Annotated in this window: 13 protein-coding genes; all 13 read right to left on the bottom strand. The window is 70.3% G+C overall.

Going from position 1 to position 14,617, the window contains the following annotated elements; genetic code table 11:
* Positions 1-12: 12 nt before the first annotated feature.
* The 13 genes from FB382_RS06825 to FB382_RS06765 all read right to left on the bottom strand — a co-directional run bounded on the left by FB382_RS06825 (position 13) and on the right by FB382_RS06765 (position 14,504).
* Complete coding sequence (locus FB382_RS06825) at positions 13-741, bottom strand: prepilin peptidase (RefSeq protein ID WP_182537866.1); 729 nt, start codon at positions 739-741, stop codon at positions 13-15.
* Positions 738-1,547, bottom strand: coding sequence for a shikimate dehydrogenase (locus tag FB382_RS06820; protein WP_182537864.1), 810 nt, complete (start codon positions 1,545-1,547; stop codon positions 738-740). Before FB382_RS06820 ends, FB382_RS06825 begins: the two co-directional genes overlap by 4 nt.
* A gap of 25 nt (positions 1,548-1,572) precedes the next feature.
* On the bottom strand, positions 1,573-2,745 hold the full coding sequence (gene mltG, locus FB382_RS06815) for an endolytic transglycosylase MltG (RefSeq protein WP_182537863.1): 1,173 nt from the start codon (positions 2,743-2,745) through the stop codon (positions 1,573-1,575).
* Entirely contained in the window at positions 2,742-3,221 is a 480-nt protein-coding gene (ruvX, locus tag FB382_RS06810) for a Holliday junction resolvase RuvX (RefSeq protein ID WP_125035779.1), read from the bottom strand. Before ruvX ends, mltG begins: the two co-directional genes overlap by 4 nt.
* The gene (gene alaS, locus FB382_RS06805; RefSeq protein ID WP_182537861.1) at positions 3,221-5,911 is read right to left on the bottom strand and encodes an alanine--tRNA ligase; all 2,691 of its coding nucleotides are present in this window, start codon (positions 5,909-5,911) and stop codon (positions 3,221-3,223) included. Before alaS ends, ruvX begins: the two co-directional genes overlap by 1 nt.
* A complete protein-coding gene (locus tag FB382_RS06800) occupies positions 5,911-6,216 on the bottom strand; it encodes a DUF6167 family protein (protein WP_182537859.1) in 306 nt (101 codons plus the stop codon). The genes alaS and FB382_RS06800 overlap by 1 nt, the downstream gene beginning before the upstream one ends.
* The gene (locus FB382_RS06795) at positions 6,213-6,710 is read right to left on the bottom strand and encodes a hypothetical protein (RefSeq protein WP_182537856.1); all 498 of its coding nucleotides are present in this window, start codon (positions 6,708-6,710) and stop codon (positions 6,213-6,215) included. Before FB382_RS06795 ends, FB382_RS06800 begins: the two co-directional genes overlap by 4 nt.
* Positions 6,711-6,721: 11 nt before the next feature.
* Positions 6,722-8,098 carry a replication-associated recombination protein A gene (locus FB382_RS06790; protein ID WP_221767452.1) on the bottom strand — a complete coding sequence of 459 codons (1,377 nt, stop codon included), beginning with the start codon at positions 8,096-8,098 and terminating at the stop codon, positions 6,722-6,724.
* A 63-nt stretch (positions 8,099-8,161) separates the two neighbouring features.
* A complete protein-coding gene (locus FB382_RS06785; protein WP_425490132.1) occupies positions 8,162-9,271 on the bottom strand; it encodes an ABC transporter ATP-binding protein in 1,110 nt (369 codons plus the stop codon).
* 176 nt (positions 9,272-9,447) lie between these two features.
* Positions 9,448-10,551, bottom strand: coding sequence for an oligopeptide/dipeptide ABC transporter ATP-binding protein (locus FB382_RS06780; RefSeq protein ID WP_182537854.1), 1,104 nt, complete (start codon positions 10,549-10,551; stop codon positions 9,448-9,450).
* Positions 10,548-11,555, bottom strand: a complete 1,008-nt coding sequence (locus FB382_RS06775; RefSeq protein WP_182537852.1) for an ABC transporter permease — start codon at positions 11,553-11,555, stop codon at positions 10,548-10,550. Before FB382_RS06775 ends, FB382_RS06780 begins: the two co-directional genes overlap by 4 nt.
* 105 nt (positions 11,556-11,660) lie before the next feature.
* Complete coding sequence (locus FB382_RS06770) at positions 11,661-13,418, bottom strand: ABC transporter substrate-binding protein (protein ID WP_182537850.1); 1,758 nt, start codon at positions 13,416-13,418, stop codon at positions 11,661-11,663.
* A 66-nt stretch (positions 13,419-13,484) separates the two neighbouring features.
* Positions 13,485-14,504 carry an ABC transporter permease gene (locus FB382_RS06765; protein ID WP_182537848.1) on the bottom strand — a complete coding sequence of 340 codons (1,020 nt, stop codon included), beginning with the start codon at positions 14,502-14,504 and terminating at the stop codon, positions 13,485-13,487.
* Between the last annotated feature and the right edge of the window lie 113 nt (positions 14,505-14,617).

Here is a 14,617-nt window from a genome sequence, read left to right as displayed (position 1 = left end):
ACCGCTCCGAATTCAGGCTCCCCCGGCCACGAGATGGCTCCAGATCCATGCCCCGGCAGCCACGCCGAGCAGGGCACCGGCGAGCATCGCCGGGCCGAAGGGGTACGGCGTCCTCAGCAGCGCCCGGTCGCGCCGGGCGACGGCCAGCACCAGCCCCGGCACGCCGAAGAGCAGGAACGAGCTGTAGGTGCCGACGAGCAGCTGGCCCCAGCCGAGATGCCCGAGCACGAGGCCGAGCAGCGCGGAGAGCCGCACGTCGCCGAAGCCCATGCCGGCCGAGCGGACCCACCACAGCACCCAGAAGAACGACCGGACGGCCACCAGCCCGACCAGGGCGCGGACCAGCGCGTCCCCGTCACCCTCGACGGCCGAGACGGCCACCACCAGGACGAGCGCCACGACCGTGGTCGGCACGACCACGATCGACGGCAGCAGCCGGGTGCGGAGGTCGACGTACGCGAGCAGGACGCCGACGGGGACGAGTGGCACGAGGTAGACCAGCGGCCAGTCCCAGCCGACCGCCCAGCCGACGATGGCCCCGGACAGCGCCGCGATCGCGACGGCCCCAGCACCGAGGTGGGGCCGGGCGGCCAGGTCGACGTAGAGGGGCTTGGGCCCCTCCTTCTCGACGAGCGCGGGATCCGGCTCGGGCTCCGGGAGCCGGGCGACCCAGCGGGGCACGAGGGCCCCGCCCAGGCCGGCGAGGAGGGCGCTGAACGCGACGGCCAGGACGGTGCTCATGCGTGGCGCTCCACGAGGGCGGCCTCGCCGGCAGCACGCAGGGCGTCGACCGGGCAGGCCACACCGGTGAAGAGCTCGAACTGGAGCACCGCCTGGTGGACGAGCAGGTCCAGCCCGCCGACCAGCACACGGTCGGTGGCCGACGCCGCGAGCGGCGTCGGCCACGGGTCGTAGAGCGCCTCGAACACCACCGGCACGTCAGCGCACCGGGCCACGAGCTCGGGGTCCTGGGCGGAAGCCGGGATGGTGGAGACCACGACCTCGCCCGTGACCGGGTCGCCGGCCAGCGACCCGACCAGCACCTGCGGACCCGCGGGGTGCCGGGAGATGGCGGCCACCGCCTCGGCGGCCCGCTCCGGGGAGCGCACCATCAGGGTCACCGTCCGGGCGCCGAGCTCCACGAGCGCGAGGCCGGTCGAGGCGGCCGTCGCTCCCCCGCCCAGGACGGTGCCGGCCGTGACCGGACCGTCCCAGCGCTCGCGCACCGCCGCGACGGCGCCCGGCAGGTCGGTGTTGTCGACCTGCACGATCGCGCCGTCCTCCAGCAGCACCGTGTTGGCGGCACCCGCGAGCCGGGCCCGGTCGGTGACCGACGGCGCCAGGTCCAGCACCATGCGCTTCAGCGGCATCGTCAGCGACAGCCCGCGCCAGGTCGCGTCCAGGCCAGCCAGGAACCCCGGCAGGCCGTCGGCGGCGACCAGGTGCGCGTCGTACTGCCAGTCGAGGCCGACGGCGGCGTACCCGGCGCGGTGCAGGACGGGCGACAGCGAGTGCGCGATGGGGTCCCCGAGGACCCCGCACCTCATGGCCGTCCGCGGGGCCGGTGGCAGGTCAGCAGGCACCCGCGGACTCGGTCTCGCAGTACTGCCTCAGCTCGTCCTTGTAGCGCAGGAACTCGTCGTAGGTCTCGGCGAACTTGGTCTCCCCGGTCGCCAGGTTGACGGTGACGTAGTAGTACCAGTTGCCGTCGGCCGGGTGCGTGGCCGCAGCGATCGCGGCGTCTCCGGGCGCCTCGATCGGGGTCGGCGGCAGACCGGGGTGCACGTAGGTGTTGTACGGCGAGTCGATCTGCAGGTCGTCGGTCGTCGGGACCGCGCCGAGCTGGTTGTCGGTGGCGTAGTTGACCGTCGAGTCGATCTGGAGCAGGCCGTTGGTCTCGGTGCCGGTGATCCGGTTGTAGATCACCCGCGCGATCTTGGGCATGTCGGAGCCGCGGCCCTCGGACTGCACGAGGCTGGCCACCGTCATCAGCTCGGCGGGGGTGTAGCCCAGGCGCTGGGCGGCGCCCTCGAGGTCGGCGTCGTCGGCCGCCTGCTTCCAGCGGTCGACCATGTCGGTGAGCATCTGCGCCGGCTTCTCGGTCGGGCCGAAGTCGTAGGTCGAGGGGAAGAGGTAGCCCTCCGGGTTGCCCTGGGCGTAGTCGGGCAGTCCCAGCTGGTCGGGGTTGTCCAGCACCTTCTGGAACTGGCCGGCCGAGAAGTCGGTCTTCTTCGCCAGGAGCGCCACGATGTCGGCGACCCGCAGGCCCTCGGGGATCGTGACGGTGTCCTTGACGATGTTGGCGGGGTCGATCAGGACCGCCAGGGCGTCGGCCGCCGGCATCTCCTTCTGGAGCTGGTAGAAGCCGACCTGGATGCCGGTCGACCTGGGCTCGGCGGCCGCGGCGTCGGTGAACGCCTGGACCGAGGCGACCACGCCGGCGGCCTTCAGGTTGCGGCCCATCGCGGCGATGCTGTCGCCGTCGTGGACCTCGAAGGAGACCTTGCCGTGGGCGGGACCGTTGAAGTCCTCGGCGGAGCTGAAGTGGCTGCTGATGAAGTCGACGCCCCTGGTCACGGCGAAGTAGAAGCCGCCGACGACGACGGCCAGCGCGACGAGCACGGCCAGGCAGCCCTTGAGCCCGCGGCCCTTGCGTCGGCGTCCGCCGACCGGCGGGAGGAGGTCGTCCTCCTGCTCGTAGGCGCCGTCGTGGGGGCCCTCGGGCTCGATGGGGCGCTCACTCATGCGTCATCACTCTCAGTCACAGGCGTCTCCTCGACGATCTCGCCCGGCGCGGCCCCCGTCGCGCGTTCGGTGTCCAGTGCGTGTTGCAGGATCAGTACGGCGGCGGCCTGGTCGACCACCGCACGTCGTTTGCCGCCCTTGCGGCCCCGGTCGCGCAGCATAGCCTCCGCCGACACGGTGGTCAGGCGCTCGTCGACCAGCCGCACCGGCACCGGGGCGATGCGCGCGGCCAGCCGCTCGGCGAACTCACGGGTCTTCGCGGCCGCCGGCCCCTCCCCGCCGGAGAGCGACCGTGGCAAGCCCATGACGACCTCGACGGCCTCCTCCTCGGCGAGGATCTGCGCGAGCCGCTTGAGGTCGCCCTTCCCCCGGCGCACGGTCTCCACGGGGGTCGCGAGGAACCCGGACGGGTCGCTGCGCGCGACACCGATCCGGGCGTCCCCGGGGTCGATCCCGAGCCGGACGCCGAAGCGCATCAGGCGTTGCTCACCGTGGCGACGGCGGCCGCCAGCGCCTCGTCGATCCGGGAGGTGTCGGTGCCGCCGCCCTGGGCGACGTCGTCCTTGCCGCCGCCCTTGCCGCCGACCAGCGGGCCGACCGCGCGGACCAGGTCGTTGGCGCTGACCCCGCGCTCGCGGGCGAGGTCGTTGACCGCCGCGACGACCGACACCTTGCCGTCGGCCGCACCGATGATGACGACCGCGCCGGGCGCGCCCTGCGGGAGCCGGCCCCGGACGTCCAGCGCCAGGGTGCGTACGTCGCCCCCGCCGGCGCCGTCGGCCCGGTGGGCCACGACCTGCACGCCGTTGACGTCGACGGCGGACGCGGCGAGCTGGCCGGCCGCGGCCAGCAGCTGGCCGACGCGGGCCTTCTCGATCTCCTTCTCCGCCTGGCGGAGCCGCTCGACCAGGTCGCCCACGCGGCCGACGAGGTCGTCGGGCTGGGTCTTGAGCAGGCCGGTGAGCTGCGCGACGACGTCGCGCTCCCTGGCGAGGTAGCCGAAGCCCTCGACGCCGGTGAGGGCCTCGATGCGCCGGTTGCCCGAGCCGACCGAGGACTCACCGGTGATCACGATGGTCCCGATCTGGGAGGAGTGCTCGACGTGCGTGCCACCGCAGAGCTCGCGCGACCACGGGCCGCCGATCTCGACGACGCGCACCTTGGTGTCGTCGTAGGTCTCGCCGAACAGCGCGATCGCGCCCCACTCCTTGGCCTCGGGCAGGGTCATGTACTGCCAGCCCACGGGCAGGTCGGCGCGCAGCGCGTTGTTGGAGACCGTCTCGAGGTCGCGGACCTGCTGCTCGGAGAGGCCGGTGGTCCAGCCGAAGTCGAGGCGGAGGTAGCCGGGCCGGTTGTAGGAGCCGGACTGGAGCGCGCTGGGGCCGAGCACCTCGCGCAGCGCCGCGTGCACCACGTGGGTGCCTGAGTGCGCCTGGCGGGCGCCGGTGCGCCACTCGGGGTCGACCTGGGCGAGCAGCCTCGAGCCGGGGTGGAACTCGCCGTCGACGACCCGCACCTGGTGGACCACGAGTCCGCGGACCGGGCGCTGGACGTCGAGGACCTCGAGGCGTCCCCCGTCGAACTCGATGGTGCCGGCGTCGGCGACCTGGCCGCCGGACTCCGCGTAGAACGGCGTGCGGTCCAGGACCAGTTCGCCGATGTCGCCCTGCGCGAGGACGGTCGCGGGCGCGCCACCGCTGAGCAGGGCGAGCGCCTTCGACTCGGTCTGCAGGGTCTCGTAGGCCAGCCACTCGGTCGGCCCGTGCTCGTCGAGGATGCCGCGGTAGACGCCGGTGTCGGCGTGCTGGCCCTTCTTGGAGCGCGCGTCGTCCTTGGCGCGCTGGCGCTGCTCGGCCATCAGCCCGCGGAAGCCGTCCTCGTCCACGCTCAGGCCCGCCTCGGACGCCATCTCGAGCGTGAGGTCGATCGGGAAGCCGTAGGTGTCGTGCAGCGCGAAGGCCTTGGCCCCCGAGAGCCGGGTCTCGCCGCTCGACCTGACCTCCTGCGCGGCGAGGTCGAAGATCTGCGTGCCGGCCTGGAGGGTCTTGCGGAACGCGTCCTCCTCGGCGTACGCGACGCGCGCGATGCGGTCCCAGTCGCGGGAGAGGTCGCCGTAGGTCTCGGCCATCTTGTCGCGGCTGACCGGCATCAGCTCGGGCAGCGCCCGGTCGTCGTACCCCAGGAGCCGCATGGAGCGGACCGCGCGGCGCAGCAGGCGGCGCAGGACGTAGCCGCGGCCCTCGTTGCCGGGCGTCACGCCGTCACCGATGAGCATCATCGAGGAGCGGACGTGGTCGGCCACGACGCGGAAGCGGACGTCGTCCTCGTGGTTGGCGCCGTACTTCTTGCCGCTGAGCTCCATCGCCCGCTCGATGACGGGGAACATCACGTCGATCTCGTACATGTTCTGCTTGCCCTGGAGCAGGAACGCGACCCGGTCCAGGCCCATGCCGGTGTCGATGTTCTTCTTCGGCAGCGAGCCGGCGATGTCGAAGTCCTCCTTGGACCGCACCGCGCTGAGCTCGTCCTGCATGAAGACGAGGTTCCAGAACTCCAGCAGCCGGTCCTCGAGCGCGACCGGCATGTCCGGGCCGAGGGTCGCGGGATCGAAGTCGGGACCCCACTCGGGCCCGCGGTCGTAGAGGATCTCCGAGCACGGGCCACCGGGGCCGGGGACGCCCATCGACCAGTAGTTCTCCTTGCGCCCGAGGCGGACGATGCGCTCGTCGGGCAGCCCCGTGACCTTGCGCCAGAAGCCCACCGCCTCGTCGTCGCCGATCAGCACCGACGGGTAGAGACGGGACTCGTCGAGGCCGAAACCTCCGTCCGCGACCGGCTTGGTGATCAGGTCCCAGGCCAGCTCGATGGCGCCTTCCTTGAAGTAGTCGCCGAAGGAGAAGTTGCCGCACATCTCGAAGAAGGTGCCGTGGCGCGTGGTCTTGCCGACGTCCTCGATGTCCGGGGTGCGCACGCACTTCTGGACGCTGGTCGCGCGGGTGTAGGGCGGCGTCTCCTGGCCGAGGAAGTAGGGCTTGAACGGCACCATCCCGGCGGGCACGAAGAGCAGGTTGGGGTCGTCGGCCAGCAGGCTCGCGGACGGCACGGCCGTGTGGCCGGCCGCCTCGAAGTGCGAGACGAACCGGCGTCGGATCTCCGCGGTGTCCATCAGGTGGTGCCTTCCTGCTTCTCGGTGGCCGAATTCTGGAGTGTGGGGGCGGTGACGGCACGGTGCCGGCCACCCGTCAGCTCGGGTGTCCCATGAGGCACGAGCCCGTAGCGCTCGCGCAACTCTGTTTCCTTCTCGACGCGGCCCTGGGCGACCTCGTCGCGGAGCAGCCGCGCGCCGACCTCGAGGCCGGCGAGCCGGTCCTTGAGGCCGTCGACGGTGAAGACCTCGGCGGCGCGACGGCCGCGCACCATCGCGTAGACGCCGGCGCTCGCGCCGGCTGCGAACCAGAAGCCGCGCCTCACGCTGCGCTCCCCTCGTCGAGGTCTGCGCGCTGGCGGGCCTCCCAGTCGCGGCGGGCCTCGCGGACATCGGCACGGCGCTGCTTGCGGGCGCGCTTGACCTCGCGGCGCATCTCGAAGCGGATCCGGTTGCGCACCTCGGGGGCCAGCGCACGGCGTACGCCGTGGGCGAGCGAGGCGGCCTTCACGACAGTCTCGCGCAGCACCAAGTCGGCGAACAGCGCGGTGTCGACCCGCTCGACCGGCCGCGACGCGACGGACTCCTCCTCGCCGAGGTGGGTGATGACGTAGCCCGTCTCCAGGACGGGCCGGGTCCTCTCGGGAGCCGCCAGGCGACGCTCGATCTCCTCGACCTGGGTCCGCAACGAGGCGGCTTCGGCACGCGCCGACGCCAGCTCCCGTGCGGTGCCGGCCCGGACGCGCAGCAGCGCGACGAGCAGCACGACGGCGAGCAGCGCGAGCACGCCCACGACGACGGGCACCATCCACTGCTGCATGGTGACCGACCCTATCGCGGGTCCCGGCGGCCTCCGCCCTTCGGCCCGGTCCCGCGGATCAGGCCGCGGACGCGCTCCCAGCGGTCCTTGATGCCGGCCTCGGCGCCGAGGGCGGTGGGCCGGTAGTACTCGGCGTCCTTGACGACGTCGGGGGCGTACTGCTGCTCCGCGATGCCGTACGGCGCGTCGTGGCTGTACTGGTAGGTCGAGCCGTGCCCCAGCTTCTTCGCCCCCGCGTAGTGCGCGTCGCGCAGGTGGGACGGGACCGGGCCGATCTTGCCGGCCCGCACGTCGGCGCTCGCGGCCGCAATGGCCGTCGTGACGGCGTTGGACTTGGGGGCGACGGCCAGCGCGATGGTCGCGTGAGCCAGGTTGAGCCCGGCCTCGGGCATCCCGATCAGCTGGACCGCCTGCGCGGCGGCGACCGCGGTCGTCAGCGCGGTCGGGTCGGCGAGCCCGATGTCCTCGCTGGCCAGGATCACCAGCCGCCGGGCGATGAAGCGGGGGTCCTCCCCCGCCTCCATCATCCGGGCCAGGTAGTGCAGGGCGGCGTCGGCGTCGGAGCCGCGCACCGACTTGATGAACGCGCTCGTCACGTCGTAGTGCTGGTCTCCCTGGCGGTCGTAGCGCACCGCGGCCTGGTCGACGGCGGTCTCCGCGGTCGCGAGGTCCACGACCGCGAGACCCTGCGACGTGGCCGCGCCCGCGGCCGCCTCCAGGTAGGTCAGCGACCGCCGAGCGTCGCCGCCGGCCAGCCGGACCAGGTGGTCGAGGGCGTCGTCCTCCACGGTGACCGTGCCGCCCAGACCCCGCTCGTCGGCGAGCGCGTGGGCCAGCACCCCCCGGATGTCGTCGTCGGTGAGCGACTCCAGCCGCAGCAGGAGGCTGCGCGAGAGCAGCGGGGAGATGACGGAGAAGAACGGGTTCTCGGTGGTGGCGCCGACCAGCGTCACCCAGCGGTTCTCCACGCCGGGCAGCAGGGCGTCCTGCTGGGCCTTGTTGAAGCGGTGCACCTCGTCGACGAACAGGACAGTCTCGCGGCCGCCGTTGACGAGCTCCGCCCGCGCCTGGTCGATGGCGGCGCGGACCTCCTTGACGCCCGCCGAGACGGCCGAGACCTCCACGAACCGGCGGTCGGTCTGCTGGCTGACGATCGAGGCGATCGTGGTCTTCCCGGTGCCGGGCGGCCCCCAGAGCAGCAGCGACATCGACTGGTCGCCCTCGATCAGGCGTCGAAGAGGCGCGCCGGGCGCCCGCAGCTGCTCCTGGCCCACGAGCTCGTCGAGGGTGCGCGGTCGCATCCGCACCGCCAGGGGTGCCGACGCGTGCGTGTTGGTGTTGAGGGAGCCGCCCCCGGTCGAGCCGGGAACGGCGAACAGGCCGTCCACAGCGCACACCGTACGGTGTGCGTGGGACGGCCTGTTCGAGGGACGTGCTCGGTCAGTGCCCGATCAGGCGGAGACCATCGACTGCGACTTCACGTCGAACCACTCGTCGGCGTAGCCGGGGCCCTCGTGGAGCGGGATCGGCGTGGAGCCGGGCACGGGGCTGCCGGTGCGGTCGACGCCGAGCAGGTTGCCGGTGACCGGGTTGTCCGGGTGGTTGCCGAGCTCGCCCGCGAAGTGGCACGCGACCTTGTGGCGGGGACCGATCTGCAGCAGCGGCGGCTCGACCTTGGCGCAGATCTCCTGCGCCAGCGAGCACCGGGTGCGGAAGCGGCAGCCGGACGGCGGGTTGATCGGGCTGGGCACGTCGCCCTCGAGCCGGATGCGCTCGCGACGACCACCGACGGCGGCCTGCTTCACGTCGGGCACGGCGGAGAGCAGCGCCTGGGTGTAGGGGTGGTGCGCCCGGTTGTAGATCGTCTCGCGGTCCGCGATCTCCACGATCTTGCCGAGGTACATGACCGCGACCTCGGGGCAGAAGTGCCGGACGACGGCCAGGTCGTGGGCGATGAACAGGAACGCGATGTTGAACTCGCGCTGCAGGTCCTGGAGCAGGTTGATGACCTGCGCCTGGATCGACACGTCCAGCGCCGACACGGGCTCGTCGGCCACGAGCAGCTTGGGGTTCAGCGTGAGCGCGCGGGCGATGCCGATGCGCTGGCGCTGGCCGCCGGAGAACTCGTTGGGGTAGCGGTTGTAGTGCTCGGGGTTCAGGCCCACGACCTCGAGCAGCTCCTGGACGCGGCCCAGGATCTGCTTCTTCGGGACGATCTTGTGCACCTCGAGCGGCGCACCGACGATCGATCCGACCGTGTGGCGCGGGTTCAGCGAGGTGTAGGGGTCCTGGAAGATCATCTGCACGTTGCGGCGCAGCGGCTTGAGCTGCCGCGGCGACATGTGCGCGATGTCCTCCTGGATGTCACCGAACTTCATCGACCCCGCGGTCGGGGTGTAGAGCCGCGTGATGAGGCGACCGGTCGTGGACTTGCCACAACCCGACTCCCCCACCAGGCCAAGCGAGCCGCCGGACGGCACCTGGAAGGAGATGCCGTCGACCGCCTGGACGTGGCCGATGGTGCGCCGGATGACGCCCGAGGACTTCACCGGGAAGTACATCTTGAGGTTCTCGACCTCGAGCACCGGCTTGGCGTGCGGGTCCAGCTGCGTCGCGGTGTGCCCCTTCGCAGCGATCTCCTCGAAGGTCAGTCGCCCGGAACCCTCCGGCTTCATCGGCGTGTCGACGACCTCGCCCTCGGGGTCGGCCTGGCCGCGGTCGGGCCTCACGTCGGACATCAGTTCTTCTCCTCGACGAGATCGGGAGCGATCTCCGGCAGCACCTCGGCCTGGTAGACGGCGTCGGCGTTGGCCAGGTGGCATCGCTTGACATGTCCTTGACCGCGCGAGCCGGGCAGCAGCTCGGGCAGCTCGGTCGAGCACAGGCTCGCCGGCACCTTGTCGGTGTGGACACAACGGGGGTGGAAGGCACAGCCGGTCGGCGGGTTGAGCAGGCTCGGCGGGTTGCCCGGGATCGGGATCAGGCGCGCGTTGGTGTCGGCCTGGACGTCCGGGACGCTGGAGAGGAGGCCCCACGTGTAGGGCATCTCCGGGTGGGTCAGGATGTCCTTGCCCTTGCCGTACTCCACGCAGCGACCGGCGTACATCACGAGGACGTCGTCGGCCATCTCGGCGATGACGCCGAGGTCGTGGGTGATGATGATGACGGCGGAGTTGAACTCGCGCTGCAGGTCCTGGAGCAGGTCGAGGATCTGCGCCTGCACGGTCACGTCCAGCGCGGTGGTCGGCTCGTCGGCGATGAGCAGCGACGGGTCGTTGATCAGGCCCATCGCGATCATGGCGCGCTGGCGCATGCCGCCGGAGAACTGGTGCGGGAAGTCGTCCACGCGACGGTCGGGCTGCGGGATACCGACGCGGTCGAGCATCTCGATGGCCTTGCGCCGGGCGTCCCGCTTGGAGGCGCTCGGGTGGTGGACCATGTAGGCCTCGGCCAGCTGGCCCCCGATCTTGTAGAACGGGTGCAGCGCGGCCAGGGCGTCCTGGAAGATCATCGCGACCTGGTTGCCGCGCAGCTTGCGCATGCGCGCCTCGGAGAGGCCGACGACCTCGGTGCCACCGACGCGGATCGAGCCGGAGATCCGGCTCGACTTGGCGTCGTGGAGGCCCAGGACGGCCATGCTCGACACGGACTTCCCCGAGCCGGACTCGCCCACGATGCCGAGGGTCTCGCCCATCTTCACGGAGTAGCTGAGGTTCGACACCGCGGTGAGCAGGCCGTCCTCGGTCGGGAACTTGACCGTCAGGTCCTCGACGACCAGGAAGGGCTCGCCGGAATCGGCACCGCGGCCGGGAGTGGCGACGGTGCTGGTCTGCTCGGTCACGAAAGCCTCACCCTCGGATCAAGAATGCTGTAGATGACGTCGACCAGGATGTTGCTCATGATCAGCACCGCGGCGCTGAACAGGGCGGTGGCCGACACAACGGGAAGGTCACGAGCGCCGACAGCCTGGAGGCTCCAGAAGCCGATGCCCTGGATGTCGAAGATGCGCTCGGTGAAGATCGTACCGGCGAGCAGGGTGCCGAAGTCGATGCCGAAGATCGTCACGATCGGCACCAGGGCAGCCCGCAGGCCGTGCTTGTAGACCACGGTCCGCGGCGGCAGGCCCTTGGCCTTCGCGGTGCGGATGTAGTCCTCGCTGAGCGCCTCGACCATGGCGCCGCGACTGTATCGGGTGTATTGCGTGCAGCCGTAGATCCCCAGGGCGATCCAGGCGAGCAACATCCCGGAGAACCACTTGGCTGGGTTCTCGGTGATCGGGTGGTAGCCCGGGTTGCTCAGCCCCGGCACCTCGAAGATGACGGTGCAGTAGAGCCACGCGAGCAGGGCGAACAGGTAGTAGGGAATCGAGCTCAGGAACAGGAAGCTCGAGACCAGGGCCTTGTCCGACACGCTGCCGCGTCTTCGCGCGGCGGCGACCCCGATGGGCACGCCGAAGGCGAGGTAGAGGAACGCTCCGCCGATGGCCACGGAGAACGTGGCGGGGAGCCGGCCCTTCATCTCGGTCCACACGGGGACCTTGGTGCGGTAGGAGTAGCCCAGGCAAGGCGCCGGGCAGTCGTAGGCCGTCGGGCCGATCTTGATGGTGCGGCCGACGAAGACGCCCTTGGCGAACTTGCCGTACTCCTCGTAGACCGGGTTGTCGTACCCGAGCGAGTGCTCGAAGGTCGCGAGCCGGGCCGGGCTGCACCGGTTGTTGGTCTCGCGGTCACAGATGGGTTGGGCCGGGCTCGAGGGGCCGTACCAGAACAGCAGGAAGATCGCCATGGAGACCAGGGCGACCACCACCACTCCGGCAAGCAGGCGCTTGACGACGTAGGCGAACATCGGGGGACTCTCTCCGCGTAGACAAACTCTGGGCTGACCGGTGGGGGCCCCTGGGATCCAGGAGCCCCCACCGTCAGTACTACTTCAAACCGACTGGGAAGTCGATCACTGCATCACGAACAGGTCCTTGTAGTCGGGGGCGGCAATTTCGCCGTCGCCGACCGGGTTACCGATCTTGGACCCGTACACGAAGAGCTCGTTGCGGAACGCGGTCGGGATGATCGGGAAGTACTTGGTCCCGATCTCCTCGTCCAGAGCACCCCAGGCGTCAGCCTGCTGGTCGAGCGGCTTCGTGGTGATGGCGGCCATCTCGTCGTCGACGGACTTCTCGGAGAACTGCTCGGTGTTGTAAGCAGCACCCGTGCGGACCAGCGGCGGGAGCATGGTGAGACCCGACGGCCAGTCGGAGCACCAGTTGACGCCACGGAGGTTCAGCGTCTTGTTGATCTTGTCGTCCGGGTTCAGCCAGATGTTGTACGGCGAGTCCTGGACCGGGATGCCCTTGACGGTGAAGCCCGCCTCGGCCATGCCCTTGACGAGGACCTTCTGGCCGGCGACGGCCAGCGGGTCGGGCTCGTAGTAGACCATCGTGAGCTTGAACTCGCCCGGCTCGTAGCCGGCCTGCTTCAGCAGCTCCTTGGACTTCTCCGGGTCGTACTTGAACTGCTCACCGTCGGCGAAGTACTCGTGCTTGCCGGCCATGCCCGGAGGCATGATGGAGTTCGCGGGGACACGGGTGACACCCGGGACCTCACCAGTCGCCAGCCACATGTCCTCGTAGGGGTACGCGTACGCGATCGCCTTGCGGACGTTGATGTCGGTGATCTTGGTGTAGTCGGGCGACAGGAAGCTGGTGCACTGGGCCGACTGCTGGACCAGGCGGTCACCGAGCTCGGTGTTCGCGCGGTCGTAGTTGTTCGAGCCGAGAGCCGTCGACAGCGAGGTCTGCGACTCCGTGTTGTCGCTCAGCATGATCTGGTCGACCTTGGCCTGGTCCTGGTTGAACTTGAAGACCCACTTGTCGGCGTACTGGTGGCGCGCCGGGTCAGAGTTGGGGTCCCACTGGTCGTTCTTGACCAGGACGAGCTCCTCGTTGGGGCGGAAGGACTCCACCTTGTAGGGGCCGTTCGACATGATGTGCTGACCGTAGTCCGGCGGCTGGCTGGCCTTGCCCAGCGGCGACGGGCCCATGGCCATGAAGGCGCCCCAGTAGTCCATGTCCGGGAACGGCTTGGCCATCTTAATGGTGATGTCCTGGCCGTCGACCGAGACGCCGTCCCACTTCTTGCCCTTGTCGGTGTAGGGGCCCTTGTACTTGCCAGCGTCCAGGAAGTACGTCTGGGAGTACTCGGTGCCCGGACCGGCCGGGAAGGTGTCGGAGTCCATCGAGCGCTGGATGCCCCAGGCGACCTCCTCGGGGGTGATCGGCGAGCCGTCCTCCCACTTGGCGTCGTCACGGAGCGTGAAGGTCCACTCGGTGTAGTCGTCGTTGTGGCTGCCCAGGTCGGTCGCGAGGTCCGGGACGAGGGTCATCTCGCCGGTCTTCGGGTCACGGGCGTACTGCGTGAGCGAACGGCTCGTGAGCGCCTGCTGGATGGAGTTGCCCGTGACGGACCAGCCGTCGGTGGGGTCCATCGAGTCCGGGCCCGGGTCGCCGGGGAGGTACACCGTGATGGTGCCACCAGCGGTGGCGCCCTCGACGTCGGCGGCCGGGGCCTGGCGGCCCGCGTCCTTGCCGACCTCGGGAGCCTGGGTGTAGCTCTTGCTCGAAGAGGGGTTGTCGCTACCGCCCGAACCGCCACACGCGGCAAGGGCGAACAGCGCAGCACCGGCGACTACCGCCAGCGGCTTGCTCCGTCTCATTGTCCAGCCTTTCTTTCTGAGTTCGCGCCCCCGAGGAGAATCGGGGACGACGTCGAGGAGTCGCCGCTAGCGGCGCGTCTTGGGGTCGAGCGCATCGCGCACGGCATCACCCAAGAGGTTGAGAGCAAGGACCAGCGCGACGATGCCGATCATGGGCTCCCAGAGGTAGAGCGGGTAGCTCTCGAAGAACGGGGTCGCCTTGTTGATCGTCTGGCCCCACGAGATGCCGGACGTGACGCCGATGCCGAGGAAGGCGAAGCCGGCCTCGGCGGCCACGAAGGCGGGGAGCGCCAGCGACACGCTGACGACGATCGGGGCGGTGAGGTTGGGCAGCAGCTCCTTCATCAGGATCCGCGAGGTCGGCATGCCGATCACGCGTGCTGCCTGGACGAACTCCCGCTCACGCAGCGAGAGCACCTCGCCGCGGATCAGGCGCGCCACACCCATCCAGCCGAAGCCGGCCAGGACCACGATCAGCGCCCAGAACTGGATGCGCGGGTAGTTGTCGCTGGCGTTGAAGCGCTGGTTGATGATCGGGGCGATCACCAGGGCGGCGAGCAGGAACGGGATCGTCAGGAAGAAGTCGATGACGAACGAGATCGTCTTGTCGACGATGCCGCCCATGTAGCCGGCGACCAGGCCCATGAGGATGCCGAAGACCGAGCTGAACAGCGTCGCGGTCGCGGAGATCTCCAGCGAGGTGCGGGCGCCGTAGACCCAGTAGGCGAGGTTGTCGGTCGCGGACTGCGGCGCGATGCCGAACGGGTGGTCGGGGTCGAACCCGTGGAGCGGGGGCCCCTTGAGGGGCAGGCCGCCGCCGAGGGTGTCGAGGAACTGGCTGGGCAGCACCGTCTCCGTGGAGACGTTGAAGAGCGCGCAGATCGGGCCGGCGAAGACCGCCACGATCACGAAGAAGAAGGTGACCGCCGCGCAGACGACCGCGATCTTGTCGCGGACCAGTCGGCCCATGGCGATGCGCATCGGCGACTTGCCGGTGATGCCCTTCGCCTTCTTCTCAGGACCCTCGTTGGAGGGTTCGTCACTCAGGTGTCCCAGCGTCTCGGGCCCGGCTGTCTGTGCCGACATGCTCTCCCCATCATCGTCAGAGGCCGGGGATTTCCCGGCCTGCGCCGTGTGCGCCGAAGCGAGACTCTATGTGACGCGGACCGCACGAGCGATCACCTACGCGTAACGATCTG

The organism is Nocardioides ginsengisegetis (genome assembly GCF_014138045.1).
In the GTDB taxonomy this organism is placed as follows: domain Bacteria; phylum Actinomycetota; class Actinomycetes; order Propionibacteriales; family Nocardioidaceae; genus Nocardioides; species Nocardioides ginsengisegetis.
This window is presented reverse-complemented; position numbering and strand designations above follow the sequence as displayed.

Bases quoted from the DNA above. Each gene is read 5' to 3' on its own strand.
- FB382_RS06825 (WP_182537866.1), bottom strand. From the start codon at position 741: ATGAGCACCGTCCTGGCCGTCGCGTTCAGCGCCCTCCTCGCCGGCCTG.
- FB382_RS06820 (WP_182537864.1), bottom strand. From the start codon at position 1,547: ATGAGGTGCGGGGTCCTCGGGGACCCCATCGCGCACTCGCTGTCGCCC.
- mltG (WP_182537863.1), bottom strand. From the start codon at position 2,745: ATGAGTGAGCGCCCCATCGAGCCCGAGGGCCCCCACGACGGCGCCTAC.
- ruvX (WP_125035779.1), bottom strand. From the start codon at position 3,221: ATGCGCTTCGGCGTCCGGCTCGGGATCGACCCCGGGGACGCCCGGATC.
- alaS (WP_182537861.1), bottom strand. From the start codon at position 5,911: ATGGACACCGCGGAGATCCGACGCCGGTTCGTCTCGCACTTCGAGGCG.
- FB382_RS06795 (WP_182537856.1), bottom strand. From the start codon at position 6,710: ATGCAGCAGTGGATGGTGCCCGTCGTCGTGGGCGTGCTCGCGCTGCTC.
- FB382_RS06785 (WP_425490132.1), bottom strand. From the start codon at position 9,271: ATGTACTTCCCGGTGAAGTCCTCGGGCGTCATCCGGCGCACCATCGGC.
- FB382_RS06775 (WP_182537852.1), bottom strand. From the start codon at position 11,555: ATGTTCGCCTACGTCGTCAAGCGCCTGCTTGCCGGAGTGGTGGTGGTC.
- FB382_RS06770 (WP_182537850.1), bottom strand. From the start codon at position 13,418: ATGAGACGGAGCAAGCCGCTGGCGGTAGTCGCCGGTGCTGCGCTGTTC.
- FB382_RS06765 (WP_182537848.1), bottom strand. From the start codon at position 14,504: ATGTCGGCACAGACAGCCGGGCCCGAGACGCTGGGACACCTGAGTGAC.